General features: G+C 58.6%; 26 protein-coding genes. 18 read left to right on the top strand and 8 right to left on the bottom strand.

Going from position 1 to position 25,113, the window contains the following annotated elements; genetic code table 11:
• Nucleotide 1 precedes the first annotated feature (1 nt).
• A complete protein-coding gene (locus tag AC2CGQ_RS07790; protein WP_004940750.1) occupies nucleotides 2-355 on the bottom strand; it encodes an AprI/Inh family metalloprotease inhibitor in 354 nt (117 codons plus the stop codon).
• 411 nt (nucleotides 356-766) lie between these two features.
• On the opposite strand from AC2CGQ_RS07790, the gene AC2CGQ_RS07785 reads away from it, so the two are divergent.
• Entirely contained in the window at nucleotides 767-2,383 is a 1,617-nt protein-coding gene (locus tag AC2CGQ_RS07785) for a serralysin family metalloprotease (protein WP_242141697.1), read from the top strand.
• 42 nt (nucleotides 2,384-2,425) lie between these two features.
• Here AC2CGQ_RS07785 and AC2CGQ_RS07780 read toward each other — a convergent pair whose 3' ends face one another.
• Both AC2CGQ_RS07780 and AC2CGQ_RS07775 read right to left on the bottom strand, forming a co-directional pair.
• Nucleotides 2,426-3,076, bottom strand: coding sequence for a dihydrofolate reductase family protein (locus tag AC2CGQ_RS07780; RefSeq protein WP_033633106.1), 651 nt, complete (start codon nucleotides 3,074-3,076; stop codon nucleotides 2,426-2,428).
• A 69-nt stretch (nucleotides 3,077-3,145) separates the two neighbouring features.
• A complete protein-coding gene (locus AC2CGQ_RS07775; protein WP_156865637.1) occupies nucleotides 3,146-4,150 on the bottom strand; it encodes an alpha/beta fold hydrolase in 1,005 nt (334 codons plus the stop codon).
• Nucleotides 4,151-4,384: 234 nt separating this feature from the next.
• Between AC2CGQ_RS07775 and AC2CGQ_RS07770 the strand changes: the two genes are divergently transcribed.
• From AC2CGQ_RS07770 to AC2CGQ_RS07735, 8 genes are all read left to right on the top strand, one after another.
• Nucleotides 4,385-4,816, top strand: coding sequence for a DcrB-related protein (locus tag AC2CGQ_RS07770; protein ID WP_004940742.1), 432 nt, complete (start codon nucleotides 4,385-4,387; stop codon nucleotides 4,814-4,816).
• A 31-nt stretch (nucleotides 4,817-4,847) separates the two neighbouring features.
• Entirely contained in the window at nucleotides 4,848-9,134 is a 4,287-nt protein-coding gene (locus AC2CGQ_RS07765; RefSeq protein WP_484593556.1) for an RHS repeat-associated core domain-containing protein, read from the top strand.
• A gap of 8 nt (nucleotides 9,135-9,142) precedes the next feature.
• Nucleotides 9,143-9,517: a hypothetical protein gene (locus AC2CGQ_RS07760; RefSeq protein ID WP_230199816.1), complete on the top strand. Its 375-nt coding sequence runs from the start codon at nucleotides 9,143-9,145 to the stop codon at nucleotides 9,515-9,517.
• Nucleotides 9,518-9,680: 163 nt separating this feature from the next.
• Nucleotides 9,681-10,139, top strand: coding sequence for a hypothetical protein (locus AC2CGQ_RS07755; RefSeq protein WP_166445090.1), 459 nt, complete (start codon nucleotides 9,681-9,683; stop codon nucleotides 10,137-10,139).
• A gap of 3 nt (nucleotides 10,140-10,142) precedes the next feature.
• The gene (locus AC2CGQ_RS07750; protein ID WP_166445091.1) at nucleotides 10,143-10,538 is read left to right on the top strand and encodes a hypothetical protein; all 396 of its coding nucleotides are present in this window, start codon (nucleotides 10,143-10,145) and stop codon (nucleotides 10,536-10,538) included.
• A 64-nt stretch (nucleotides 10,539-10,602) separates the two neighbouring features.
• The gene (locus AC2CGQ_RS07745) at nucleotides 10,603-10,932 is read left to right on the top strand and encodes a hypothetical protein (protein WP_166445092.1); all 330 of its coding nucleotides are present in this window, start codon (nucleotides 10,603-10,605) and stop codon (nucleotides 10,930-10,932) included.
• A gap of 1 nt (nucleotide 10,933) precedes the next feature.
• Nucleotides 10,934-11,401 carry a hypothetical protein gene (locus AC2CGQ_RS07740; RefSeq protein WP_484593555.1) on the top strand — a complete coding sequence of 156 codons (468 nt, stop codon included), beginning with the start codon at nucleotides 10,934-10,936 and terminating at the stop codon, nucleotides 11,399-11,401.
• Between the two features lie 75 nt (nucleotides 11,402-11,476).
• Nucleotides 11,477-11,857, top strand: coding sequence for a hypothetical protein (locus AC2CGQ_RS07735; protein ID WP_015377818.1), 381 nt, complete (start codon nucleotides 11,477-11,479; stop codon nucleotides 11,855-11,857).
• A gap of 68 nt (nucleotides 11,858-11,925) precedes the next feature.
• Here AC2CGQ_RS07735 and AC2CGQ_RS07730 read toward each other — a convergent pair whose 3' ends face one another.
• Both AC2CGQ_RS07730 and AC2CGQ_RS07725 read right to left on the bottom strand, forming a co-directional pair.
• Nucleotides 11,926-12,822: a PhzF family phenazine biosynthesis protein gene (locus tag AC2CGQ_RS07730; protein ID WP_484593554.1), complete on the bottom strand. Its 897-nt coding sequence runs from the start codon at nucleotides 12,820-12,822 to the stop codon at nucleotides 11,926-11,928.
• A 53-nt stretch (nucleotides 12,823-12,875) separates the two neighbouring features.
• Complete coding sequence (locus tag AC2CGQ_RS07725) at nucleotides 12,876-13,793, bottom strand: DMT family transporter (protein ID WP_484593553.1); 918 nt, start codon at nucleotides 13,791-13,793, stop codon at nucleotides 12,876-12,878.
• Nucleotides 13,794-13,972: 179 nt separating this feature from the next.
• On the opposite strand from AC2CGQ_RS07725, the gene AC2CGQ_RS07720 reads away from it, so the two are divergent.
• The 4 genes from AC2CGQ_RS07720 (at nucleotide 13,973) to AC2CGQ_RS07705 (ending at nucleotide 16,559) form a co-directional block, all read left to right on the top strand.
• Nucleotides 13,973-14,842: a helix-turn-helix domain-containing protein gene (locus tag AC2CGQ_RS07720; RefSeq protein WP_033633095.1), complete on the top strand. Its 870-nt coding sequence runs from the start codon at nucleotides 13,973-13,975 to the stop codon at nucleotides 14,840-14,842.
• Between the two features lie 18 nt (nucleotides 14,843-14,860).
• Complete coding sequence (locus AC2CGQ_RS07715; RefSeq protein ID WP_164094979.1) at nucleotides 14,861-15,295, top strand: VOC family protein; 435 nt, start codon at nucleotides 14,861-14,863, stop codon at nucleotides 15,293-15,295.
• Between the two features lie 310 nt (nucleotides 15,296-15,605).
• Complete coding sequence (locus AC2CGQ_RS07710) at nucleotides 15,606-16,058, top strand: MoaF-related domain-containing protein (protein ID WP_015377823.1); 453 nt, start codon at nucleotides 15,606-15,608, stop codon at nucleotides 16,056-16,058.
• Nucleotides 16,059-16,067: 9 nt separating this feature from the next.
• Nucleotides 16,068-16,559, top strand: coding sequence for a nuclear transport factor 2 family protein (locus tag AC2CGQ_RS07705; RefSeq protein ID WP_021504558.1), 492 nt, complete (start codon nucleotides 16,068-16,070; stop codon nucleotides 16,557-16,559).
• Between the two features lie 171 nt (nucleotides 16,560-16,730).
• On the opposite strand, the gene AC2CGQ_RS07700 is transcribed toward AC2CGQ_RS07705, so the two are convergent.
• On the bottom strand, nucleotides 16,731-17,930 hold the full coding sequence (locus AC2CGQ_RS07700; RefSeq protein ID WP_015377824.1) for a multidrug efflux MFS transporter: 1,200 nt from the start codon (nucleotides 17,928-17,930) through the stop codon (nucleotides 16,731-16,733).
• 255 nt (nucleotides 17,931-18,185) lie between these two features.
• Between AC2CGQ_RS07700 and AC2CGQ_RS07695 the strand changes: the two genes are divergently transcribed.
• From AC2CGQ_RS07695 to AC2CGQ_RS07685, 3 genes are all read left to right on the top strand, one after another.
• Nucleotides 18,186-18,758: a cysteine hydrolase family protein gene (locus tag AC2CGQ_RS07695; RefSeq protein ID WP_033633093.1), complete on the top strand. Its 573-nt coding sequence runs from the start codon at nucleotides 18,186-18,188 to the stop codon at nucleotides 18,756-18,758.
• Nucleotides 18,755-19,771 (top strand): FUSC family protein, encoded by a 1,017-nt coding sequence (locus AC2CGQ_RS07690; RefSeq protein ID WP_484593552.1) that lies wholly within the window; start codon nucleotides 18,755-18,757, stop codon nucleotides 19,769-19,771. The genes AC2CGQ_RS07695 and AC2CGQ_RS07690 overlap by 4 nt, the downstream gene beginning before the upstream one ends.
• Before the next feature lie 92 nt (nucleotides 19,772-19,863).
• A complete protein-coding gene (locus tag AC2CGQ_RS07685; RefSeq protein ID WP_015377827.1) occupies nucleotides 19,864-20,313 on the top strand; it encodes a MarR family winged helix-turn-helix transcriptional regulator in 450 nt (149 codons plus the stop codon).
• 37 nt (nucleotides 20,314-20,350) lie between these two features.
• Here AC2CGQ_RS07685 and AC2CGQ_RS07680 read toward each other — a convergent pair whose 3' ends face one another.
• Entirely contained in the window at nucleotides 20,351-20,632 is a 282-nt protein-coding gene (locus tag AC2CGQ_RS07680; protein WP_004940713.1) for a YjcB family protein, read from the bottom strand.
• 294 nt (nucleotides 20,633-20,926) lie between these two features.
• Here AC2CGQ_RS07680 and mrdA point away from each other — a divergent pair, with 294 nt between their 5' ends.
• Both mrdA and AC2CGQ_RS07670 read left to right on the top strand, forming a co-directional pair.
• A complete protein-coding gene (mrdA, locus tag AC2CGQ_RS07675) occupies nucleotides 20,927-22,852 on the top strand; it encodes a penicillin-binding protein 2 (protein WP_076740232.1) in 1,926 nt (641 codons plus the stop codon).
• Between the two features lie 107 nt (nucleotides 22,853-22,959).
• Nucleotides 22,960-24,678, top strand: coding sequence for a penicillin-binding transpeptidase domain-containing protein (locus AC2CGQ_RS07670; RefSeq protein WP_021504563.1), 1,719 nt, complete (start codon nucleotides 22,960-22,962; stop codon nucleotides 24,676-24,678).
• Between the two features lie 6 nt (nucleotides 24,679-24,684).
• Here the strand turns inward: AC2CGQ_RS07670 and AC2CGQ_RS07665 are convergent, their stop codons facing one another.
• Entirely contained in the window at nucleotides 24,685-25,083 is a 399-nt protein-coding gene (locus tag AC2CGQ_RS07665) for an SRPBCC family protein (protein WP_131164220.1), read from the bottom strand.
• Between the last annotated feature and the right edge of the window lie 30 nt (nucleotides 25,084-25,113).

Here is a 25,113-nt window from a genome sequence, read left to right as displayed (position 1 = left end):
ATTAGCGCGGGATCAGCACAAAGCGTGAAGGGCCGTTGCGGTCGATCAGCTCATAGCGCTTCGGCGCGGTCAGGGCCAGAAACGCCACCATGCTCCCTTCGGCGTCGGTCAGCGTCATGCCGTCCGGCGTTGGCCGCCAGGCGACCGGCAGCGCGTGCAGCGCCAGCGGCTGCAGGCATTCGGCTGAGGCGCTGAAACGGAAGGCGTTGGTATTGGCTACCGCTTCGTCGCTCAGCTGCACCTCGCAGACGGTTTTACCGTCGCCGATGGCGGCGAGTTGCCAGTCGCCCTTCAGCGCGGCGGGTTCCAGCAACGGCAGTGAACTGCCCAGGGCACTGCTGCACAATACGCTCATAACGACTCCTGTCAGGCTGGCGCGGCGCAAGGCGCGCATAAGGAAATGGGTTGGCATCGGGTCACTCCTTTCGGCTGTCCGTTCACACCTTAGCACGTTCCCGGCGGGATGATGAGGCAAGGATTAGGTTTTTTAATCCTCGATAATTCTGATCTAACCGGCGATAACATGCCCAAAAAGACGAGTCATTAGCCCGCCGATACGTTTATCTTTCTCATTAATACTGCGCTAATACAAATCGTTATGATTATTTCCGCCTTAACGCCCGGCGCGGTGATGCGCGGCGGCGTGGGCTCGCGCCGTCGGGGTTAATTACTATACTGGTCAATCCTAAGCCATGGCTTAGATTAAAACGACTGATGAATAGTCTTACAAAGCGAGTGGATTCCTACTGTGTAAAAGGAGAATGCAATGAGCAGTCGCCACAACGACATTTTGCAAGATGACGATGAGTTCACCAGCCTGGCCGCCACATCCCCCAACGATCACAACTATCAGTTTTACTATCATCAGCCCGGCAGCCCCTATGACGGATTGGGCTACGGCGCGCTGTTCACGCTGGACAACGCTAACCTGTACAGCAACCAGCGCGGCGGGGCAGCCATCAACAACCTGGGTAAAATCCGCGATAACTTCAGCTTCGATCGCGCCGCCGATCAGCTGACGCGGCCGGGCCTGACGCACAACGGCGATCAGGCGTATCACCAGCCGGTGGCGCTGACCTATTCCTTCCTGACGCAGAGCGCGCTGAACCGCATCGGCCAGACCGGCGACGGCGACAAGGGGCTGCAGCCGCTGACCCTGGCGGCGCAGGCTCAGGCGCTGAAATCGATGCAGGCCTGGGCCGATGTGGCGAACGTAACCTTTACTGCGGCGGCGTCCACCGACATCAACCACCGCGCGGATATTACCTTCGCTTACTTCACCCAGCGCGCCGACGGCAGCACCGCCGCCGGCAGCGGCCCGAATGCCATCAACGCGTACGCCTATTACCCGCCTAGCTCCAAAGCGGGCAGCGATAACGCCTTCGCCGGCACGGTATGGTTTAACAAAAACTTCGCCACCCATAAGGCGCCGGTTAGCGGCGACTTCAGCAGCCAGACCTTCACCCACGAACTGGGGCATGCCCTGGGGCTGGCGCACCCGGGATCTTATGACGCATCGTTAGGCAACCCGAGCTACCAGAACGATGCCGCCTATTATCAGGATTCGTTGCAATACTCGATCATGAGCTATTTCAACGCCGGTTACACCGGCGCCGACACCAAAGGGGTGTACGGCTATGGCCCGATGGTGGATGACATCGCCGCGATCCAAAAATTGTACGGCGCCAACATGAGCACCCGCACCGGCGACACGGTGTACGGCTTCAACTCCAACACCGGGCGCGATTTCCTGACCGCCACGGCGGACAACGGCAAACCGGTCAACTTCGCGGTGTGGGACGCCGGCGGCAACGACACGCTGGACTTCTCCGGCTACAGCCAGCAGCAGATGATCAACCTGAACGACGGCGCGTTCTCCAGCGTCGGCGGCGGCACGCAGAACGTCGCCATCGCGCGCGGGGCGATCATCGAGAACGCCATCGGCGGCAGCGGGCGCGATCTGATCATCGGCAACGATCAGGACAACCTGCTGGCGGGCAACGCCGGCTCCGATATCCTGTACGGCGGCCTGGGGGCGGATCATCTGTGGGGCGGCAAAGACGCCAATAACTTCACCGACTATTTCGTCTATCTCAACGCCAAAGAGTCCACGGTGGCGGCGTTCGACGTGATTGAAGACTTCGAGCACGGCATCGACAAGATCGATCTCTCCGGCCTGCGCTTCAACAACAGCCTGAGCGAGCTGCGCTTTATCGACAGCGGCAGCGCCTTCAGCGGCCAGAAAGGCGAGATCCAACTCAACTTCGACGCCTTCAACGGCACCACCGATCTGTTGATGAACACCCAGAGCAACAGCTACGCCGCCGACTTCAAGATCCACGTGGTCGGGCAGGTGGAGCAGAGCGATATTCTGTTTGCCTGAGGGCGAGGAAGGAAAAGAGAAAAGGGCCGAACGGCCCTTTTTTTACGACTGGGCCGCCGCCGCGCTTTCCACCGTGAAGTCGCCGGTGGCCACCTCGCCGGCGCGGCGGTAGTGGGCCACGATCACGCCGCCGGGTGAGACCACCGATTGGGTCAGCGTGAAGGCCGCCGGCGCGGCGTTGTCATCGAACAGCCGCTTGCCTGCGCCGAGCAGCACCGGGTAGGTAAGCAGGCGCAGTTCGTCCACCAGATCGTTGGCCAGCAGCTGTTGCATCAGCGTGCTGCTGCCCTGCACCAGCAGCACCGGCCCCTGAGCGCGCTTCAGCTCGCGCAGCCGGGCGATGATGTCCCGCCCCAGCCACTGGCTGTTCTGCCACGCCAGCGTCTCGCCGTGGTGGGTGGCGACGTACTTGGTGGCCTGATTGAACACGCGGGCGATATCGGCCGAAAACGGGTCGGCCTCGTCGGTGATCTGCGGCCAGTAGCCGGCGAAGATATCGTAGGTGCGCCGCCCGAGCAGCAGATCGAAAGGCGCTGAGAAAAGATCGCTCATCGTTTCCGCGACGGCGTCATCCCAGTAGGGGGCGGTCCAGCCGCCGAAGCGAAAGCCGCCGCTGCGGTCTTCGTCCTGCCCGCCGGGCGCCTGCATCACGCCGTCGAGGCTGACGAACGCGCTGGCAATAATCTGTCGCATGGCTGTCTCCTGCAATTGAGTGCCAGCTGAAAGTTTAGCCGCCGCGCGCCGGCTGCGCCAACCGGCCGCTCAGGGTTGCAGCGCCTTGAGCAACGCCTGATGGAAACGCTCCGGCTCCTCCATTTGCGGCGCGTGGCCGAGCCCAGCGAACTCGATCAGCGTGGCGTGCGGGATCAGTTTCGCCGCCTGTTTGCCTAACACGTCATAATGCCCGATCGCGGCCTTGACCGCCGGCGGGGCGATATCGCTGCCGATGGCGGTGGTGTCGGCGGTGCCGATCATCAGCGTGGTGGGCGTTTGCAGATCCTTGAACTCGTAATACACCGGCTGGGTGAAGATCATGTCGTAGATCAGCGCCGAGTTCCACGCCACCAGGCGATGGCCCGGCCCGTTGTTCAGCCCGGCCAGCATGTCCACCCAGCGATCGTACTCCGGCTTCCAGTGGCCGCCGTAGTAAGTGTGCTGCTCATAATTGCGGATGCTCTCAGCGGAGGTGTTCAGCTCGCGCGCGAACCATTGATCGACGCTGCGCCACGGTACGCCTTTCGCCTTCCAGTCCTCAAGGCCGATCGGGTTGACCATCACCAGCCGTTCCACCGCCTGCGGATACATCAGGCTGTAGCGCGTGGCCAGCATGCCGCCGGTGGAGTGGCCGATGACGATGGCCTTGCTGATGTTCAGATTCTGCAGCAGGCCGTGGGTATTTTGCGCCAGCTGCTGGAAGCTGTACTGGTAATGCGCCGGCTTGGTGGAGGAACAAAAGCCGATTTGATCGGGCGCGATGACGCGGTAACCGGCCTTGCTCAGCGCCTTGATGGTGTCCTGCCAGGTGGCGGCGCAGAAGTTTTTACCGTGCAGCAACAGCGCGGTGCGGCCGTTGGCGGCGCCTTCCGGCGGCACGTCCATATAGCCCATTTTTAACGGCTGCCCCTGCGAGGTGAAGCTGAACTGTTGCAACGGGTAGGGGTAGTGAAAGCCCTGCAGCTCCGGGCCGAACGTCGGCGTTTCGGCGGCGCCGGCGGCGAACGCGGCCAGCGCGGCGCACAGCAGCGCGCTACGGGTGAATCTCAGCATCCTGATCTCCTGAAAAACGGACGAAAGCCGAGTATAGCCATAATCGGCGCGGCGGCGCGCCGGTGGATTCAGATAATTCTGTAATATGACGGTTTGATTCCCGGCCAGATTCCGGCACCGCTCTTTTGCACAGTGAACGCGGTCACGCCGCGCAACATTCGCCGTATCTGATGGTTTTATTTCAAGGCTAAGTTATGCGATGCTTAAGCATTATTTATGCAAAAGGATCCTCGCATGTCCGCTTTATCCCGCTGCGCTTTCAGCGAAGGCAGCGTCGCTTTGCCGGAAGGCTATGCCGATCGCACGGTCAACGTCCTGTTGGCCGGCGATGATGTTTCCCCCTCAGTCAATATTTCCCGCGATGCGCTGCAGCCGGCGGAGAGCCTGGAAGGGTACGTCACCCGCCAGCTCGATGCGCTGGCGCAGGGGCTGAAAGGCTGGGCGTTCAAAAGCCGCGAGCCGGCGACGTTGGGCGATGGGCTGGCCGCCGGTGAGTGGGTGCGCGCCAGCTACCTGCGCGACGGCAAACGCATCTGGCAGAACCAGGCGGTGTTCGCGCTGGCGGAGGGGCGGGTGCTGGTATTCACTCTGGCGATGGCGCGCAAGCTGACGCCGCAAGACGACGCGCTGCTGCAGCAGGTGCTGAGCAGCTACCGGGCGGCCTAACGATGAACTCTTTGCGTAAAAGGACCTTACGATGACCGAAGCGGCTCGCGTCGGCGATACCATCGGGCATTCCCATGCCCTGGCCGGCATGATTGCCGGCACCATTGTCGGCGGCCTGATCGCCGCCGCAGGCGCGGTGGCGGCGGGCGCGCTGTTCGTCGCCGGCCTGGCGGCTTCCTGTATCGGCGTCGGCGTGCTGCTTATCGGCGCCAGCCTGGCGGTGGGGTATCTCACCGGGGAGGCGGCCACCGCGGCGCGCGACGGCATTGCCGATGCCGGTGCCGGTAGCCTGACCCCCAAAGGCAATATCGTCACCGGCTCCCCCAACGTTTTCATCAACGGCAAACCCGCCGCGCTCGCCACCAACAGCCAGGTGGCCTGCAGCGACGACGGCCCGAGCATGCAGATGGCGCAGGGCTCCGACAAGGTCAGCATCAACGGCCAGCCCGCCTCGCGCGTGGGGGACAAAACCAACTGCGACGCGCAGGTGATGGAAGGCTCGCCCAACGTGTTTATCGGCGGCGGCACCGTCACCACCTTGCCGATCAAGCCCGAAGTGCCGGATTGGCTGTACAAGGTCTCTGACCTGACGCTGCTGTTCGCCGGCCTGGTGGGCGGCGTGGGCGGCGCCGCCGGCAAGCTGGGGGCATTGGGCAAACTGCTGGGCAAGCTGCCCGGCATCAACAAACTGGCGCGCATCGCCTGCCGCGCCGGCACCCTGATGACCGCCACCGCCGCGGTCGGCATTATCGCCCGGCCGGTGGATATCGTCAGCGGCCAGAAATTCCTCGACGGCGAAGACGATCTCGATTTCGTGCTGCCATCGCGCCTGCCGGTCGCCTGGCAGCGCTATTGGCGCAGCGGCAACCCCGGCGACGGCGTGCTGGGCCGCGGCTGGAACCTGTTCTGGGAGAGCAGCCTGCAGCCGTATCAGGACGGCCTGGTGTGGCGTGCGCCTTCCGGCGACTTCGTCGCTTTTCCGATGGTGCCGCGCGGCCACAAAACCTACTGCGAAGCCGAAAAATGCTGGCTGATGCACAACGACGACGGCAGCTGGCAGCTGTTTGACGTCGGCGAACAGATTTTCCACTACCCGCCGCTGGCGGGCGACCAGCCGAGCCGGCTGAGCATGATCACCGACGCCATCGGCAACGCCACCTCGCTGTTCTACGACGATGAGGGACTGCTGAGCGAACTGGTGGACAGCGCCGGGCAGCGCCTGATGTGCCGCTATGCGCAGGGCCGCCTGCGTGAAGTGGCGCTGCAAACCGCCGACGGTGAACGAACGCTGGCGCGCTACGGTTACGATGAGCAGGGCCAACTGACGACGGTGAGCAACCGCGCCGGTGAGGTGACGCGGCGCTTTGGCTGGCGCGACGGCCTGATGATCAGCCACCAGGACGCCGCCGGGCTGCTGAACGAATACCAATGGCAAGAGATCGACGGCGTGCCGCGCGTGACGGCCTACCGCAACAGCGCCGGGGAATCCCTTGAGTTCGGTTACGACTTCGCCGGCGGGCGCCGCAGCGCGGTGCGCGGCGACGGCAAACGGGCGGAGTGGCGGCTGGATGACGACGACAACGTGGCGCAGTACACCGATTTCGACCAGCGCCGCTACGGTTTTATCTACCAACGCGGCGAGCTGTGCAGCGTGCTGCTGCCCGGCGGCGCGCAGCGCCAGAGCGAATGGGATCCTTACGGCCGCCTGCTGTCGGAGACCGATCCGCTCGGCCGCGTGACGCGCTATCAATATTCGCGCAACAGCGGCCGGCTGTTCGCCGTCGCCTACCCGGACGGCAGCAGCGAAGCGCAGCACTGGGACACGCTGGGGCGCCCGACGCGCTATGTCGATGCGCTGGGCAACGCCACGCTGTACCGCTATCCGGATGACGAAGAGAGCCTGCCCGCTAGTGTGATCGACGCGCTGGGCGGGGAAGTGAAGCTGGAGTGGGACGCCCGCGGCCAGCTGACGCGCTACACCGACTGTTCCGGCAGCGTAACGGCTTATACCTACGATGCGCTGGGGCAACTGACGACGCAGACCGATGCCGAAGGCCATCAGACGCATTACCGATGGGATAACGGCGGGCGCCTGCACACCCTGATCCACCCGGACGGTGGCGAAGAGCGCTTTAACTGGAATGCGCACGGCCAGCTGGCCGTGCATCAGGACGCACTGGGCAGCCTGACCCGCTGGCAGTACAACGCCCTGGGGCTGCCGGTCAGCATCACCGATCGCATCAACCGCACCCGGCGCTATCACTACAGCCCGCAGGGCTGGCTGACGCGGCTGGAGAACGGCAACGGCGGCGAATACCGCTTCAGCTACGATGCGGTGGGCCGCGTGCTGACCGAAGAGCGCCCGGACGACACCCGCCACGATTATCGCTACGGCGCGGCCGGGCTGCTGGAGGAGCACCGCGAGGTCGGCCTGCCGGGCAGCGCAGGTGAGCTGACGCAGCGCGAACAGCGCTTCCGCTTCGACGAGGCGGGGCAGCTGGTCTGGCGCGGCAACGCCAGCGCGGAATGGCATTACCGTTTCGACGCCATGGGGCGGCTGCGCGAGCTGAACCGCCTGCCGACGGCGAGCGGCGCGGCGCTGGGCATCGAGCCGGACAGCGTGCAGATGCGCTATGACGCCGCCGGGCGGCTGCTCGGCGAACAGGGCGTGAACGGCGAGCTGCAATACCAGTGGGATGCGCTGGCCAACCTGCAGGCGCTGACGCTGCCGCAGGGCGATCACCTGCAGTGGCTGTATTACGGCTCCGGCCACGCCAGCGCCATCAAATTCAACCAGCAGGTGGTGAGCGAGTTCACCCGCGATCGCCTGCACCGGGAAACCGGCCGCAGCCAGGGCGCGCTGCAGCAGCAGCGGCGTTACGACGCCATGGGCCGCCGCAGTTGGCAGAGCAGCACCTTCGGCCACGATAAACTGACCCGTCCGGAAGACGGCGTGCTGTGGCGCGCTTATCGCTACACCGGCCGCGGCGAGCTGGCCGGGGTGAGCGACGCGCTGCGCGGCGAAGTGCACTATGGTTACGACGCCGAAGGCCGCCTGCTGCAACACCGCGAACCCAATCAGGGCAAACCGGGCGCGCGGCTGGTGTACGATCTGGCGGATAACCTGCTGGGTGAACGCAGCCCGCAGAACGACATCGACGCGCACCTGCCGCTGGCGCCGATCGCCGACAACCGCCTGACGCACTGGCAAAAACTGTTTTACCGTTACGACGCCTGGGGCAACCTGATCAGCCGGCGCAACGGCCTGTACGAACAGCACTACCGCTACGACGCCGACAACCGGCTGGTGCAGGCGCACGGCCGCGGCCCGCAGGGCGAGTTCGAGGCGCAGTATCATTACGACGCGCTGGGCCGCCGCAGCCGCAAGGCGGTGCGCTATAAGGGCAAAACCGAACAGACGACCCGTTTCCTGTGGCAGGGCTACCGGTTGCTGCAGGAGCAGCGCGACGACGGCAGCCGCCGCAGCTGGAGCTACGATCCGGCCAGCCCGTGGAGCCCACTGGCGGCGCTGGAGCAGGCAGGCGACAGCCGCTCGGCGGATATTTACTGGTATCACACCGATCTGAACAGCGCGCCGCTGGAAGTGACCGACGCAGCGGGCAACCTGTGCTGGTCCGGGCAGTACGACACCTTCGGCAAGCTGCAGGGCCAGACGGTAGCCGGCGCGGCGAAGCGGCAGGGCGCGCAATATCAGCAGCCGCTGCGCTACGCCGGGCAATATCAGGACGACGAAAGCGGCCTGCACTACAACCTATTCCGCTACTACGAACCCGAGGTGGGGCGTTTCACCACGCAGGATCCGATAGGGCTACGCGGCGGGTTGAACCTTTATAGATATGCTCCAAATCCTTTGGGATGGATAGATCCTCTAGGACTTAGTGGCTTAAATAGCCTTCAGCAACAAATTGATGAGATTCTATTGGAACATCTTCCTGCTATACAGAAGATAGATCCAAACGCAACCGTTGGATATAGAGGTAGTGCTGCAAGTGGAATAAGTAAGTCCCATGATCCTGCGATTGCTAGACCTATTAACATGAATGATTTCGATGTTGATGGATTTATTAAGTCGGATTACTTAGCTAGTTCACCTGAGTTTAGGAACAGACGCCGGGACGCATCTAAGCTTGGGGGGATGAAATCAATAGAGGAGTCTATCGATTCGAAGTTAAGGCAGAAATTCCCAGGGTTAAGAAATGAACCATTTGGGTTTAGGGTGTTCTACACCCATGAGTTAGATGATCTGGCTAGAAAAGGCGACGTCCAAAGAAGGTTAGGGCGTTCCGGATGTTCATGAAATGGAGAATGGCTGTGAACGAGAATAGGCAATTAGGTATTTTATTATTGGAAGACATTCCATTTGATAAGCTGCTTATTAAGCTGGAAAGGGCGTTTGGTGTTTCACTTCCTTGTGAAGATGATAAGGGGCGCTATGTGGCAAAAGCAGAACTAGATGATTATAATATAGAGGTTATAGATAGAGTTGATAGATTAGGGGATGTTCTTTGTGATGATAATCATGTGATCGACGTGAAAATAAAATCTAATGATTTTTTTAATCCAGACTTTGAGAGAAAAATAAAAAAAATACTAAGAGATGGAGATGTGAAGTGGAAGGATGGAATTTGGACTAAGCTTCATAGGGATGAGGATTATAGAGTCGTCTATCCTGACTCTTAGTGTTCACGTTAACAATGTAACCATTTCTAAATCTGCGTTAGAGCCGACAATTCTCAGTCGGTTCTAAATATCTAGAGTAAAAAAGTATCTAAAAGCAGGTTTGATAATTTTGAAATATCCATCCATAAACATTGATAAATCATTTTATATTACGGTATCTAACATGATTGATTTTAACGCTAGGATTGTGTCTGGTGTTTCCATAGGGAATGTCGTTCTAAATGAAAATATTTCATTATATATTAATGAGATGCAATCCATATTTAGCGTTAAGATTAAAAATCACTCCCTACCTGACGGGAGTGAGCGAAAGTCATATACAGTCGATAATACCTTATCCGTCATAACTGATAAAGACGGTGTCATTTTGTCACTTGGATGTAATGCTCATTACCAAGGGGGCTACAATGGAATCATATTCCCCGGAATGGAAATAACAGATATAATCAAGCTGACGATATCACAGAAAATATACAATGGTTCAATAGTTATTAATGATGACTTTGGTATTTCGTTTATCCTCCCATGCCCATATGATGAGATTGCCGATGCGATAAACGATATTCCTGGCGGGGTGATAATAAACGAAATTTTCGTATCTGATTTTTCATTCTGGCGTTAGCTTATGGAACATATGAGTGAATTTAGTGAGAATATAATTAAATATGGGGTGGGTGATATAATTGTTACTGGCTACATAGATTCGGATACACCACCGTTTTTTCATCCGATGTATGACAGGGTTTACTTTATATCCGGTGAGGTTATATTTGAATTTTACATTGATGATGATGGGGTTGTTAATTCACATTTAGTTGAAAACATCTCTCCGTGGTTTGAAGTAGATGTGGATGATCAATTTTACATGATGTCAATCTATTCACAAGCTTTTAAAACTGAACGGGAAGTTAAAATAATTGCAGTGAATTATAGTGAAGAACCGTTCTCAGTGTTCATCGTCAGGTATAAAGATGGTGACAATGAAAATTCACTGTATTCAATGAAAATTCACTGTATTTAGAGCCAAAGAGTTTTTTGGCTTTTTGATTTCATAGAAAAAACCATGGAATGATTAGGAGTTCAATGTGAGCAAGGAATTAAAGCTTGATGTTATGAATAACAAAAATGACTTGATTGAAGGGACTTTTTGCTACTCGCTTTTTGAGAGGTCGTTCTTTGATGAAAATCTGTTAAGTGACTTAATAAATAATTCAGGGGCGTTTTTAAAAGAAAACGAATGTGATAAGGATGTTTTAAATTTGCTATCATGGGTTGTCAATGGTGTTGATCAGTGTTTTACTTCCCATAGTGATGAAAATGACTATTATTTAATTGAAAACTACTCTGTGGCATTGGAAAATAGGTGGGTGCTTTTTTGGCGGTCAAAAATTGATAAAATAATTGACGGGAAGTAAAATGGATATCAAGAAAATACAAGAGAAATGGGTGCGTGGTCAGTTAATTGGAGTGGACCTCATTGCAAGTGAAAACAATACAGCAAGAGAGATAAATATTTACTCTGAAGAAAGTGATGGTTTCAAAAATACTTTTAATAAGGAGTATGGCATTTCATATGGGAGTGTTATTTCGTTAAGCTCACTCATTAAGAAACGTGATGATTTGTGGTCTGAAATTCAAATAAACAACAAGGTATTGCTTCCTGATGGTGACGTTTTATTTTGCGGGGAGGGCGAAATGGGGAGTGATGGTTTTATTTTCAGAGCAGATAAGTATAATAAATTGAAATGGTTCATGTACTCTACGACCTCTAACCCATTTCTTGATGTTATAAGGTTAAACGGTCGGCTGCATATAAAATCCACGTTGGGTTTTTATCTTGACTTCGGTATCGCTGACAATGATATTTTTCTGAGAAATAAATGAGTGATATTTTTCTAATTGACATCATTAGTATTAAGCCTAATAATAAATGAATTTTTAATTTGATGGAGGTTACCAATGATTAACAAATCTAGTCTGGTTGATGGTATCCTTTTTCGGGATGAGAATGACTCGAATGAAACTGTAGTTTTCAATTTTTATACTTGGGTGGAAATGCTCAAAGCGATCATTGTTAAATATGCGCAAAAGTCTGAAAGTGACGCGGAGTTATTGGTTTTATCATCGAGCTTAGTGTGCAAGCCTATCAACAGTTATACGGCTGTCTGTCTCAGGAGCCATGAAATTGAATATCATTGGGCAATGCTGATAGCTTATGGTGAACAGTATTGGCTGAAAGGCGTAGAATCCAAACAGCCTGATGGCTACTTTGACTGGGATGTGCAACATAGGAAAGAACATAACTTAGCAGAGGAAAGCTTTGTTTTTAGCAATTCATGAATCGCGACCCGATAGGGTCAAACATCCCTCCAAATGTCCAACGCCTTCCTTATCCTACATCCCCCAAACTAAATACCCAATGTGCCATTAATCAGGGTGCGGCACTGCCCGCCGATCCAGGGTTCGCCGTCAATAAAGCGCACGCCCACGCGGCCATCTCGATTCAGTTGGGTGCCCTGGCGCACCTGGTAACCCTGTGCGGTCTGGCCGCCGTCGGGGAAGCGGCTGGCCTGCAGCAAGCGCGCCAGGCAGGCATTGGCGCTGCCGGTTACCGGATCTTCAATCAAAACACCGCATTCCACCATAAACGCGCGCATTTCGTAATCGGCCGGTTCGGCCGCAGAACAGGCGCCATAAATCACTACGCCATCCACATCACAGGCGGTTTGCAGCTGTTTAATCGTGGCCTGATCCGGCGTTACCGCCAGGCAGGACTGCGCGTCCGGCAGGCGCACCATCAGCCAGCGAATGCCCATCTCGGCAATCACCGGCGGGGTGCCTGCTGCAATCACTGCAGGCCGTAAAGCGGCCGTCAGCCGTTCGGTTTCCTCGGCCGCCATGGGGCGGAACTCTACTTCGGGCGCGGCGAACGCCAATGTGCCTTCCGGCTGGATATTGACCGCCACCAGGCCGACGCCGCATTCCTGCATCACCGTTCCAGGGCGTTTAGGCGTCAACCCGGCTTTCAGCAAGGCGTGGGCGGTGCCCAGCGTTGGGTGGCCGGCGAAGGGCAGCTCTTTTTCGGTGGTGAAAATGCGCACCTTATAATCCGCCGCCGGGTGCGTCGGTTTAAGCACGAAAGTGGTTTCCGACAGATTGGTCCAACGGGCCAATGCCAGCATCTGCGCGTCGTTCAGCCCTTCGGCTTCCAGCACCACCGCCACGGGATTGCCCTGCAGCGGCGTACGGGTAAACACGTCCACCTGTTGGTAGGCGCGGGGTGTCACATCATCACTTCTGAGCATTTGCCATCATCCGTTATCAACAAAACCTGATGATAACGATATTTGCAATAGCTTCAAAAGGTTGAGTTTTGTTTTGAGATGCCCGCCCGTCGCCACTTCATCCCCGGCTTGGCGAACATCACCAGGTTGCCCAACAGGATCAGGCACAGGCCCAGCACGGCGTTGAAATGCCACTGGTAGCCTTCGTAAATCGTTGAGATGGTCAGCGCCACCAGCGGGAACAGCAGGGTGCTGTAGGCCGCCGCGCCGGCGCCGATGCGGCCGAGCAGGCTGAAGTAGGCGGCGAAGGCGATCACCGATCCGAAGATCGCCAGATACAACAGGGATCCGATATAGCGGCTGCTGTATTCCATCTGGAACGATGCGCCCTGCGCCAGGGCGATCAGCGCCATCAGCATCGCGCCGTAGGTCATGGCATAGGTATTGGTGGAAAAAATATCCAGCCCGCGGCGCTGATGGCGCGCGCTGATCATATTGCCCAGCGAGAAGCCGTAGGTGCCGAGCGCGCTCAGGCCGATGCCTTTAAGCAGCTCCGGCGCCATGCGGGTGGCGGCCAGATCTTGCCAGAACAGCGCCACGATGCCGGTCAACCCCAGCAGCGCCGCCGGCAGCAGGTTGGGGCTGGGGCGCTGGCGGAAGAACAGCAGGCTGTTGAGGGCGTTGAACAGCACCGCCATCGAGAAGATCACCGATTCCAGCCCGCTGCTGATATAAGCCGCTGCGTGGTAAAAACAGAAGAAGTTGAAGCCGAACACGCAGCAGCCCTGCAGCACGCAGAACAGATGATCGCGCGGGGCGATGTGGCGCAGGCGGCGTGTTAACAACAGCACGGCGAACATCACCGCAGCGGAAATGGCGAAACGGTAAGCGATCGACACGGGAATGGCCACCGGGCCTTCCTGTTGCAGGGTAATCGCTATCCAGGTGGTGCCCCAAATCAGCACCACGGCGAGGTACAACAGCGCATTCATTCTATTCACTCCGAAAAAACCGATGGCGCAGTATCCGCTTTGGCGCGCGGCGGCGCTTGCAGCGCTTTGCGCCCAGTTGCATATTCTTGCGCTTTTTTTTGGTAAAAGCGCGAGGCGGCGGCTGGCATGCCGCGGCGCCACTCTTTACACTGTCAGCATGTCGAACAACGGGGCCGGCGATGTCCAACTATCAGGCGTTTGAAACACTGCGTGAGCACAAGGCGCGGCTGCACGGCAGCGTGCTGCTGGGCACCGGCGTGGAGCTGGCGGCCTGGTCCAACTGCAACGATCGCGTCACGCAGGAAAGCGCCGACCACCATACCCTGAGCCTGTACGTCGCCGACGGCTATGAGTGCTACCAGCAGGTGCCGGGCGGCTGGCGCAACGGCGGCGGGCCGGATCGCTTCTGCATCATGCCGCGCCAGTACGCTTCCACCTGGGATGTGCGCAGCGATCTGTCATTCGTGCATCTGTACTGCACCGATGACCATCTGCGGCAGTTGGCGGAGCAAACCTGGGATCGCAGCCCGGCGGCGATCAACGTGGAGCAACGCAGCTTCGGCGAAGATCCGCAGATCACGCTGCTGTATCGCCAGTTTTTGCTCAACTGCGACTGGCGGGACAGCGCCAACCTGCTGGCGCTCAGCAGCGCCTCGAACCTGCTGATGTCGCACCTGATCCAGCGCTACAGCCAGCTGCAGTGGAAGCTGCCGGCGGCGCGCGGCGGCCTTGCTCCCGCGGTAGCCAGGCGGGTGCGGGAATATATCGCAAGCCACCTGGATCGGCCTTTGTTGTTGGCCGATCTGGCGGCGCAGGCCGGGTTGAGCGAATACCATTTTGCCCGCATGTTCAAACATTCGACCGGCCTGGCGCCGCACCAGTTTGTGATGCGCGCGCGGCTGCAGCGGGCGGAACAGCTGTTGCGCCACAGCCAACAGCCGATCACCGAGATCGCGCTGGCGTGCGGCTTCAGCTCCGCCAGCCATTTCAGCAACCGCTTCAAGGCGGCCTATGGATTTGCTCCGCTGCAGGTGCGGCAGGGGCGCTAACCGGAAGGGAGTGCAAGCATGGATCAACCATTTGCCGGGCTGGGCGTGTTGTTCGTCGCCGGATTCGGGCCGATCACGCGTGAGAGCGACGAGAGCGAGGCGTTTTATGTCGAGGCGCTGGGGTTGCCGCTCAAGCCGATGCCGGGCAACGAAACCTATCTGCTGGCCGAGCAGGGCGCGCTGGACGGGGTGAAGCACTTCGCCCTGTGGCCGCTGGCGCAGGCGGCGCAGTCCTGCTTTGGCGACGATCGCTGGCCGGCGGATCTCGCGGTGCCGCAGGCATGGATCGAGTTCGACGTGGCCGACATGGCGGCTGCCACCCAGGGACTGATCGATCGCGGTTATCGGCTGCTGGTCGCCAATCGTGAAGAGCCGTGGGGGCAAAGCGTTACCCGTTTGCTCAGCCCGGAAGGGTTGCTGGTTGGCGTCACCTATACGCCCTGGCTGCGTTAAACGCCACGCCGTTCGCCGCCGTTTCCCTGCGGCGGGCGGCTTAAGAATAAATACGCATTAGCTTAAAGCGATCTGCGCTATAGACCCATCAAATCCCCGAGTGGTTTCCCTTCCTGAAAGCAGTAATTCCGTTCATTGCGTAAAAACCAATGGCCAGAACGCGCTATTGCCATGCCATTTTACGGCGATTTTTCGCCCGCTTTTTTCGCCGCCAGGTGCCTGATAGGAATAGAGATTATTCTTATATTTCCGCCAACCGTTAAGAAATAATAATGATTCTCGTTTTCAACCACGGAAAGGAGAAGGAACGATGAAAACAGTGAAACGAACGGGCATCGCGCTGGCGATAGCCCTGACTTTCCCCCTGGCATTGCCTGCCGCTTTGGCGGCGCAAACCACCCTGACAAACAGTAAGGCGGCGACGATGACGGAAAAACACGGGCAGTTTATTGCGGTCGGTAAAGTGGTGCAGGTGACCTTCGGCGATTTCGCCTTCAAGCTGGATTTTACCGATGACAAGACCATGACCTTCACCGGTATCGGCGAAGCGTCGCAGGGCATCACCGATACCGTGCAGTACACCGCGGTGGAGATTCGGCCGAAGGTCTACATGGTCTATTGGCATGAACCACAGTCCGGCGACAACGTGACGCATGTCGAGGACTTTGAGCGCGGCGAGGTATACACCAACATCGCCGCCAGGGACGGCAGCTTCACCCATCTGAAAGGGCAGCTGAAAATCGTAGGTCACTCAGGAAACTAAGGAGCAGTTATGAAAAAGGCATTGATCACCTGTGCGATCGTCGGCGGTTTGCTGGCGAGTTACCCGGCGCTGTCAACGGATCAGGCGGCGTCTTACAAATCGGCCGGCAAGGGCGGTTATCATCATGCCCAGCAGAAGCTGAAGGTGGTGGAAGATCTGTATGCAGGCTTTTTCAACCGTCATGACATCAGCGTGGCGCAAAAGCTGATTGTGGAGAACTACAAGCAGCATAACCCGTTCGTCGGCGACGGCATCAAGCCGTTCCTGGATTTCTTCAGCCAGACCTTCAAAGACAATCCGCAGTACAGCGCCAAAATATACCGCAGCGCGGTCAACGGCGATCTGGTCTACGTTCACGTCCAATACCAAAATAACCCGCAGGATCGCGGCACCGCCAGCGTGGATATTTATCGGGTGAACGATCAGGGTAAAATCACCGAGCATTGGGACGTCAATCAGGATGTGCCGGAAAAATCGGCCAACGACAATACCATGTTCTGATCCAAAAGGGCCGCTGCGGCGGCCCTCCACACGCCCGCAACACTTTATTTACTTACATAAATACCAAACGTTCATCGTGTCGAGTAGGCTACGGCCGCCTTTGGCAGTGGTGGTACGGTTGATGGGCGTCATTGTCCCGCCACTGCTTGAGGCGTTTCCCCACATTCCTCGTTATCCCGCGCGTTTATTTTCCACTTTTTTGAACTGATGCCGCAGCTGCAGCGCATTGCAAAGCACCAATACCGCCGTGACGGCGAACACCCAGCGGAACCCCATCATCGCCGAAATGCCCGATCCCAGCAGCGGGCCAACCACGTTGCCCAGGTACATAAAGGATTGGTTATAGCCGAAGATGCGCCCGGTCACCTGATCGGAGGAATACTTCAGCAGCAGCGCCTGCACCGCCGGCATCAGCGCGCCGTCGGCGAACCCCAGCAGGAAGCGCAGAATGCCCAGCTGCAGCGGCGTATTCACCCAGGCCATCACGGCGAACAGGCCGGTGGTGAACAGCAGCGCGGCGATCAGGATGCGCGCGGTGCCGATGCGATCGCCGAGCCGCCCGAGGCGTGGCGCCGAGATCAGCGCCGCAATGCCGGGCACGGCGGCAATCATGCCGCTAACAAAGGCGATATTGCTGACGTCGCCCGACAGTTCGCGGATGAACAGCGTCAGGATCGGGCTGATGGAGGAGTTAGCCAGCTGGATCATCAGGGTACAAACGAACAGCGTGACGATCAGCGTCGGATAAGGCAGCGAACGGAATACCGCCTTGCCGCTTAGCTGATCCGCTTTTTTCACCGTGATGCGCCGTTCTTTAATCAGGAACAGCGTCACCAGGAAGCTGACGAACATCAGCCCGGCGGTGACGAAAAACACCACCCGCAGCCCCAGATGGTCGGCCATCAGCCCGCCCAGCAGCGGCCCGGCGATCACGCCGGAGATCTGCCCGGTAGAGAGCGTGCCCAGCGCCCAGCCGCTTTTATCGCGCGGCGCCTGCGAGGCGACCAGCGCCATGGCGTTGGGAATATAGCCGGACGTCAGCCCCATCAGGGCGCGCAGCGCGAACAGCTGCCAGACGTTGGTGGCCAGCCCCTGCAGGGCGATGACGATCGCCATGCCCAGCGAGGCGCGCAGCAGCATCAGCTTGCGGCCTTTGCGGTCGGCGAGGCTGCCCCACAGCGGCGACACCACCGCCGAGACCAAAAAGGTGCCGCTGAACACCAGCCCGGACCACAGGCTGAGGGACTGATGATCGCTGACGCCGAGCTGTTCGACGTACAGCGGCAGAAAAGGGAGGATTTGGCTCATCGCCAGCCCGGTGAAGAAACACCCGAGCCAGACCGAGATCAGATTGACTTTCCACGCTTCCATCGACTTGTCGTACCACTTTGAATTTGGAGGGATTTGTTAAGCAAGATAATAATAACACCGCGAACTGGCCGGCGCGGGGGAAATGCGTGAGAAAACGTAAAGCCCGTCGGTGGCGTTGTTACATTTCGCTATAAATTAATAGCTATATTATCATAGGTATTTATTTTAAGCTACTCCACCAAGCCGCTCAACAATTGGGCGGCGCCACACTCTCTCTACCCATTTCGCCGTGTCGGCGGCAAGGAGACGCTTTCTATGAATACCGCACTGATCGCTCTGGATTACATCGTGGATATCTCCCACCCGGAAGGAAAAATTGCGCGCTCGGCGCAGCAGGTCATCGAGCGCGATGCCATCGCGCGGGCAAATAGCGCATTGTCTCTCGCACAGCGCAAGGATTGGCTGCGCATATTGGTTAAAGTCGGTTTCGCGGCCGGCTATGTCGATCAACCCAAATACTCGCGGATGTTTGGGCAGGCGCATCAATTTGGCGCTATCGCACTGGGCCAGCCGGGCACGGATTTTCATCCTGATTTAGCGTCTGATTTGGGGGAGTTAACCATCGTAAAACCGCGCGTCAGCGCGTTTTATGGCACCAATCTGGATGCGACGCTGCGCGCCCGCCGCATTGAACGGTTGGTGATCTGTGGGGTCAGCAGCACCTGGGCGGTACAGGCGACGGCGCGCGACGCGCACGATCGCGATTATCAGGTGCTGATACTGGAAGAGGCTTGCGCGGCGGCCACGGCGGAAGAGCACCGGATCTCGATGGAAACGCTTGCCACTATTGCCGATATCGTCACGCTGGAACAGCTGAGCGCATTGTGAAGCTGCTGCGTGAAGAAATCGCCTGGCGTCAGCTGCGACGGGGAGCATGGGTGTTGGCGCCGTTGCTGGCCCTGAGCCTGGCGACAGGCAATGCCAACTGGCTGAAGGCTTCGGTGGTCACCATATCGCTGTTTGTCGTTTGCGAGCGTCTTGAACTGGCGCCGCTCGGCGTGGCGCTGCATGCGGCGGCATTGCTGCTGCTCTTTATGGCGCTGCTGTGCGCCATGCACACGCCGGTAATCTTCATTTTGGCGTGCGTGTTGGCGGCGGCGGCGGCGGTTGGGATCTCCGCGTTCGGCGGCAAGCTGCGATCCCTGGGGAATTTTATTTTTATTCCGGCTCTTTATCTGGCGTGTGAAACCGCTGAAGGTGGCGCCGGCGCGCCATTAGCCCAATGCGGCTTGGCGCTGCTCCCTTTTCTGGAGGCAGCCGTCTTGCCGGTGCTGATGCTTGCACTGGCTGAGCACCGGCGGCTAGCGCGGCTGTCGACGAGTGACAGCCTGCATCATTATCTCCAGCTGCGCCGCAGCGATGAGCTTGGCGCTCGCGTGGCCTGCGGCGAGGCTTTGCTCGCCGTAAGTTGTGCCGTTGCACTGTCGGCGGCGATCGTTGAGTGGCAACACCTCGATTACGGGCAATGGGTGATCTGGTCGGCCGTCAGCGTGATCAGCGGCGATATGGCCGGTACGCGCAACAAACTCCGCCAGCGTGCGTCAGGCGCATTGCTGGGGGTGCCCGTCGGTATTTTGCTGGGTAGCCTCATGCCGCATGGCAATGTGGGTTATGAACTGCTGAGCGTAGTGACGATGCTCACCCTGGTGTCTTTTCATCGTTATACCTTGGGGTTTGGCGCCCGTTGCGCCTGCATCGCCTGCGCGTTGGTGATTGCCGGAAAAGCGCCGTCGATCGCCGCAGAAAGGGTGGTCAATGTGTTGCTGGGTGGTGGCATCGGCCTGCTGTTCGCTTTGGCGGTGCATGCGGTGTTGCCGCTCAACGCCGGCACCCGCCAATAGCGAGCTGGCATATTTCGTCCGCCAATTTCGGTTGACCGTTTCCGGTCTCGGTGTGAAAGTACGGACAAATCTATCGTTATCTATTGATGCCAATGAAAAAAGATCATCCTGAAGACGTGACGCTGCTGCGCACGCAGTTAATGTCGCTGGTGCGCCGTTTGCGGCGCGAGTCGCGCAGCGACGAAAAATCCTGGGCCCAGTTGATGCTGCTGGGAGCTATCGATCGCCACGGCGGTGAGGCGACGCCGTCGCTGCTGGCGGAGTCGGAGCGCATGCGTTCCTCTAACCTGGCGGCCGCCTTGCGGGAGCTGGAGGCCGATGGGCTGCTGGTGCGCACGCCGGATGCCGAAGACAAACGCCGGGTGCGGGTGCGCCTGACGCCCGCCGGGCTGGGGCTGCTGCAGCAAAGCCGCACCCGGCGCGAGGCGTGGCTGCTGGCGGCGATGGAAAGCTGTTTAACGGAGCAAGAACAGGCGCAGCTGATCGAAGCGGGGGCGTTGATGGCGCGGCTGGCGGCGGCGCCGTCAACGGACGCGGAATAATCGGCGGGGCGGCAGATGCGCCGCCCGTGCAGCGAGGTTACGGCATCGGCCAATCGGCCGGCATGGTGCTGACGACGTCCACGTAGCGATCCCAGGCCGATGACCAGAATTGGGTGAAGGCTTCCAGGGTGAGGTGGATGCCCATCAGGCCCATCACGAACCAGCAGGCGGTAAACAGGCCCAGGCTGCTGAACATGAACGCCATGCCGTTGCGGCTGGTTTTACGGCAAACGACGTTTAACTGGCTGGCGAAGAACATCATCACGGCGCTCAGCAACTCCCAGCGCATCATGACTAAACCGGTGGCAATGGTACTCATCGAACTCGATCCTATGTAACAAAAAGCCGCATCCGGCAGGGCGCCGACAGGGAAATGCGGGGGAATAACGGGAATAATGTGATTCAGATCACATTGTAGCATTGGGGCGAACGACGGCTCAATGGGGCGCGCGGTGAAAAAAACGCCGACGGTAACATTCCAATATGCTGAAACAGTTATGCCATTTCATTAGCAACCTTTTCATGGGGCGGCGCGCTCGATAACGCTATGCTTGCCGGCTTTTCAGTTCCCTGATTTTACGGGGAAATGTGACGCAAAAGGTACCGGCACCGCATGGCCCTGTTAAAAGAAAAAATTCGCGACCACTCTGCGGAAGAGAGGCTGTTTATCCGCCGGGCAGGCGTAGCGCTGGCGCTGGTGGTGGTCTGCTTCAGCGCGCTGATCGTTAACCTCTACCGGCTGCAAATCCGCCAGCACGGCTTTTACCAGACGCGTTCCAACCAGAACGACATCAAAATGCTGCCGCTCGCCCCCAGCCGCGGGTTAATCTTCGATCGCAATGGCACTCCGCTGGTGCGAAACGTGACACTGTATCGTGTCGAAATCACGCCCAGCAAAATCACCGACATGGCGGCGCTGCTGCAGGCGCTGACGCCGATCGTCGATCTGACGCCGGAGGACATCAGCGCGTTTCGCGACGATATGCACCACAACAGCCGCTACAAGCCGGTGACGCTAAAAACCGGGCTGAGTGACACTGAGGTGGCGCGCTTTGCCGTCAATCAATACCGTTTCGACGGGGTGACCATCGATACCTATCAGCAGCGTGAATATCCTTACGGCGCCCAGCTGGCGCACGTGCTGGGCTATGTGTCGAAGATCAACGACAGCGATCTCAAGCGCCTGGACAAGGCCGGCCTGAGCGAGAACTATGCCGCCGACCGCAACATCGGCAAACAGGGCATCGAAGCCTATTATGAGTCAGAACTGCACGGCACCACCGGCTATCAGGAGGTGGAGGTGGATAACCATGGGCGGGTGATCCGCTTGCTGAAGGAGCAGCCGCCGAAGGCCGGCAAAAACATTTACCTGACGCTGGATCTGCCGCTGCAGCAGTACATCGAATCGGTGCTGAAGGGGCAACGCGCCGCGGTGGTGGTGGAAGATCCGCGCGACGGCGGCATTCTGGCGATGGTCTCCAGCCCCAGTTACGATCCTAATCCCTTCGTCAAAGGCATCGGCTATCAGGCCTATAAGGCGCTGCTGGGCAACCCGGATCTGCCGCTCATCAACCGCGTTACCCAGGGGTTGTACCCGCCGGCTTCCACGGTGAAGCCCTACATGGCCGTTTCGGCGCTGTTCGCCGGGGTGATCACGCCCACCACCACCTTTTTCGGCGCGCCGACCTGGACGCTGCCCGGCACCGAGCGGCGCTACCGCGACTGGCTGAAAACCGGCCACGGCATGCTCAACGTCACCAAAGCGATCGAGGAATCCGCCGATACCTTCTTTTATCAGGTGGCGTATGAGATGGGCATCGATCGCATTCACCACTGGCTGAGCCAGTTCGGCTACGGCCAGTCGACCGGCATCGATCTGAACGAAGAGTACCGCGGCGTGCTGCCGAGCCGCGACTGGAAGCTGAAGGTGCACAAAAAAGGCTGGTATCAGGGGGATACGGTCTCGGTGGGCATCGGCCAGGGGTATTGGGTGGCGACGCCGATCCAGATGGTGAAAGCCTTGAGCACGCTGCTCAACAACGGCCGGGTGAAAACGCCGCATCTGTTATATTCGCTGCAGCAGGGCAACCGGGTGACGCGCTACCAGCCGCCGGCGCAAACGGCGCAGATCGGCGATCCCAACTCGCCTTACTGGGGCATCGTGCGCAACGGTATGTACGGCATGGCCAACTTGCCGAATGGCACCGGTTACAAGCTGTTCCACACCGCGCCGTATCAGATCGCCGCCAAATCCGGCACCTCGCAAGTGTTCAGCCTGAAGCAAAACCAGACTTACAACGCCAAAATGATCCCGGTGCGGCTGCGCGATCACATCTTTTATACGCTGTTTGCGCCCTACAAAAATCCCCGGGTGGCGATGGCGCTGATCCTGGAAAACGGCGGTGGCGACGGCGTGGTGGCGGGGCCGACCGCGCGCGCGATCCTCGACCACATTTTTGACCCGGCCAACGCGCCGCAGCCCGGCGATACGCCGCAAAGTAAACCGCAGTTAAACGACAGCGCGGATGTGCAACGGTGATGCGGTTTGTTTTTACTTTCTTACAAACTGCAATCTCCTGACCATTTCCGGCAAGGTAGACTGAAATAACACCATAAACTGAATAAAAACGTAGGGTTAACACAACAGTGGCGCCATCGACCAAAAAGAGCGGTAAAACCTATTCCACAGTTCGTTTCGGCTGGATTTGCGCCGGCATGCTGGTCTGTTTTTTTCTGTTGGCGTTCAGGGTCGGCTACCTGCAACTGCTGGAACACCAGCAGTTGGCCAACCAGGCTGACCAACGTTCGATCCGCACCCAGGTGGTGCCGACCAACCGCGCCATGATCACCGATCGCAACGATGAGGCGCTGGCGGTCAGCGTGTCGTCCAAAGACATCGTGCTGGATCCGAAGCATATTCTCGATACCCAGACCGATACCGGCAACGAACGCTGGCAGAGCATGGCCAACGTGCTGAAGATCCCGCTGGCGGACATCCAGCACCTGATCCAGAGCAACGCGCGCAAACGTTTTGTCTACCTCGCTCGCAAGGTAGAGGACGATAACGCCGCCTACATCAGCAAACTGCATCTGACCGGCGTCAGCACCGAGCAGGATTTCAGCCGCTTTTATCCGATGGGCCAGGACGCCGCCGGGCTGATCGGCATCGTCGGCCAGGACAATCAGGGGCTGGAGGGCATTGAGCTGGGTTTCAACCCGCTGTTGCAGGGCAAAAACGGCCTGCGGGTCTATCAGAAGGACGGCAGCGGCGCGGTGATCGGCGTGCTTAAAAGCGTGGATCCGGTGCCGCCGCCGAACGTGACGCTCAGCATCGATAAATTTATTCAGTACGTGCTCTATGCGCAGATCCGCGACGGCGTGGTGGCTAACCAGGCCGACTCCGGCTGTGCGGTGCTGGTCAAGATCGACACCGGCGAGGTCCTCGGCATGGCCAGCTACCCGTCGTTCAACCCGAACAACTATGGCAGCACCCCGGCGAAGGATATTCGCAACGTGTGCAGCAGCGACAGCTTCGAACCGGGCTCGACGGTGAAACCGGTGGTGGTAATGGTGGGGCTGGAGCATAAGCTGATCCGGCCGGATACGGTGCTGGACACCACGCCGTATCGGGTGAACGGTCACCTGATCAAAGACGTCGGCCATTGGTCGAAACTGACCATCACCGGCGTGCTGCAAAAATCGAGCGACATCGCGGTATCGCACATTGCGCTGGCGCTGCCGGCCACGGTGCTGCCGGCGGTCTACCGCAGCTTTGGCCTGGGGCGACCGACCGAGCTCGGCATCGGCAACGAGAGCAGCGGCTATCTGCCGCAGCATCGCGAACGCTGGGCCGATATCGAACGCGCTACCTTCTCCTTCGGCTATGGGCTGCGCGTGACGCCGCTGCAGATGGCGCGCGAGTATGCCGCGATCGGTTCCTTCGGCATTTATCGGCCGCTGTCGATCACCAAGGTGACGCCGCCGGTGATGGGGCAACGTATTCTGCCGGCGGATACGGTTCGGGCCGTGGTGCATATGATGGAGAGCGACGCCTTGCCGGGCGGCAGCGGGGTGAGCGCCGCAGTGCCGGGCTACCGGCTGGCGATCAAAACCGGTACCGCCGAGAAAATGGGCCCGAGCGGCAAATACGACGGCGGCTACATCAACTACACCGCCGGCGTGGCGCCGGCCAGCGATCCGCAGGTGGCGCTGGTGGTGATGGTCAACAACCCGAAAGCCGGCAAGCACTTCGGCGGTTCGGTGGCCGGGCCGGTGTTCGGCAAGATCATGGCCCAGGTGCTGGAGCACATGAATATTCTGCCGGATGCCCAGCCGCTTAACGTGGTGTCGTCGGTCAAGGGGTAAGGGGGATTAGCGCGATTCCAGCAGGCGCTTCAGCGCCTGCAGATCGGCGTTCACCAGCCCGACGTCGCGGGCGAACAGCGCGTCGTCCATGTCCGGCTGGCGGAACAGGGTGAAGATCACCTCGGCACCTTGTCGGTTGGCGAGCGCGCGCAGCGGCACGTAGACTACGCCGCCGTCCGGCAGCGTCACCCAATGATCCAGCACGCCGAAGGCATTGGGCGCGCTAAATCGAATGCGGATCCGCCCCTGCGGGGTCTCCGCCATCCAATCTTCACCTTCCCGCCGTAAGCTATTGGTTAATCCTTTGGCCCACAACGGGAAGTTTTCCGGGCGGCTGAGAAAGGCGTACACCTCGTCACAGGGGCGGTTGATGGCGACATGCAGCGTTTGCGCGCTCAGCATCATGATTTCTCCGGTTGACGGCGATACTTCAGT

It is taken from the genome of Serratia sp. DFXYC6 (genome assembly GCF_057196085.1).
This window is presented reverse-complemented; position numbering and strand designations above follow the sequence as displayed.

Coding starts and splice junctions, on each gene's coding strand:
- AC2CGQ_RS07765 (WP_484593556.1), top strand. CDS start 4,848: ATGACCGAAGCGGCTCGCGTCGGCGATACCATCGGGCATTCCCATGCC.
- AC2CGQ_RS07750 (WP_166445091.1), top strand. CDS start 10,143: ATGGAACATATGAGTGAATTTAGTGAGAATATAATTAAATATGGGGTG.
- AC2CGQ_RS07730 (WP_484593554.1), bottom strand. CDS start 12,822: ATGCTCAGAAGTGATGATGTGACACCCCGCGCCTACCAACAGGTGGAC.
- AC2CGQ_RS07710 (WP_015377823.1), top strand. CDS start 15,606: ATGAAAACAGTGAAACGAACGGGCATCGCGCTGGCGATAGCCCTGACT.
- mrdA (WP_076740232.1), top strand. CDS start 20,927: ATGGCCCTGTTAAAAGAAAAAATTCGCGACCACTCTGCGGAAGAGAGG.
- AC2CGQ_RS07725 (WP_484593553.1), bottom strand. CDS start 13,793: ATGAATGCGCTGTTGTACCTCGCCGTGGTGCTGATTTGGGGCACCACC.
- AC2CGQ_RS07665 (WP_131164220.1), bottom strand. CDS start 25,083: ATGATGCTGAGCGCGCAAACGCTGCATGTCGCCATCAACCGCCCCTGT.
- AC2CGQ_RS07680 (WP_004940713.1), bottom strand. CDS start 20,632: ATGAGTACCATTGCCACCGGTTTAGTCATGATGCGCTGGGAGTTGCTG.
- AC2CGQ_RS07785 (WP_242141697.1), top strand. CDS start 767: ATGAGCAGTCGCCACAACGACATTTTGCAAGATGACGATGAGTTCACC.
- AC2CGQ_RS07780 (WP_033633106.1), bottom strand. CDS start 3,076: ATGCGACAGATTATTGCCAGCGCGTTCGTCAGCCTCGACGGCGTGATG.
- AC2CGQ_RS07770 (WP_004940742.1), top strand. CDS start 4,385: ATGTCCGCTTTATCCCGCTGCGCTTTCAGCGAAGGCAGCGTCGCTTTG.
- AC2CGQ_RS07695 (WP_033633093.1), top strand. CDS start 18,186: ATGAATACCGCACTGATCGCTCTGGATTACATCGTGGATATCTCCCAC.
- AC2CGQ_RS07790 (WP_004940750.1), bottom strand. CDS start 355: ATGAGCGTATTGTGCAGCAGTGCCCTGGGCAGTTCACTGCCGTTGCTG.
- AC2CGQ_RS07715 (WP_164094979.1), top strand. CDS start 14,861: ATGGATCAACCATTTGCCGGGCTGGGCGTGTTGTTCGTCGCCGGATTC.
- AC2CGQ_RS07755 (WP_166445090.1), top strand. CDS start 9,681: ATGATTGATTTTAACGCTAGGATTGTGTCTGGTGTTTCCATAGGGAAT.
- AC2CGQ_RS07720 (WP_033633095.1), top strand. CDS start 13,973: ATGTCCAACTATCAGGCGTTTGAAACACTGCGTGAGCACAAGGCGCGG.
- AC2CGQ_RS07760 (WP_230199816.1), top strand. CDS start 9,143: ATGGCTGTGAACGAGAATAGGCAATTAGGTATTTTATTATTGGAAGAC.
- AC2CGQ_RS07685 (WP_015377827.1), top strand. CDS start 19,864: ATGAAAAAAGATCATCCTGAAGACGTGACGCTGCTGCGCACGCAGTTA.
- AC2CGQ_RS07705 (WP_021504558.1), top strand. CDS start 16,068: ATGAAAAAGGCATTGATCACCTGTGCGATCGTCGGCGGTTTGCTGGCG.
- AC2CGQ_RS07740 (WP_484593555.1), top strand. CDS start 10,934: ATGGATATCAAGAAAATACAAGAGAAATGGGTGCGTGGTCAGTTAATT.
- AC2CGQ_RS07775 (WP_156865637.1), bottom strand. CDS start 4,150: ATGCTGAGATTCACCCGTAGCGCGCTGCTGTGCGCCGCGCTGGCCGCG.
- AC2CGQ_RS07735 (WP_015377818.1), top strand. CDS start 11,477: ATGATTAACAAATCTAGTCTGGTTGATGGTATCCTTTTTCGGGATGAG.
- AC2CGQ_RS07700 (WP_015377824.1), bottom strand. CDS start 17,930: ATGGAAGCGTGGAAAGTCAATCTGATCTCGGTCTGGCTCGGGTGTTTC.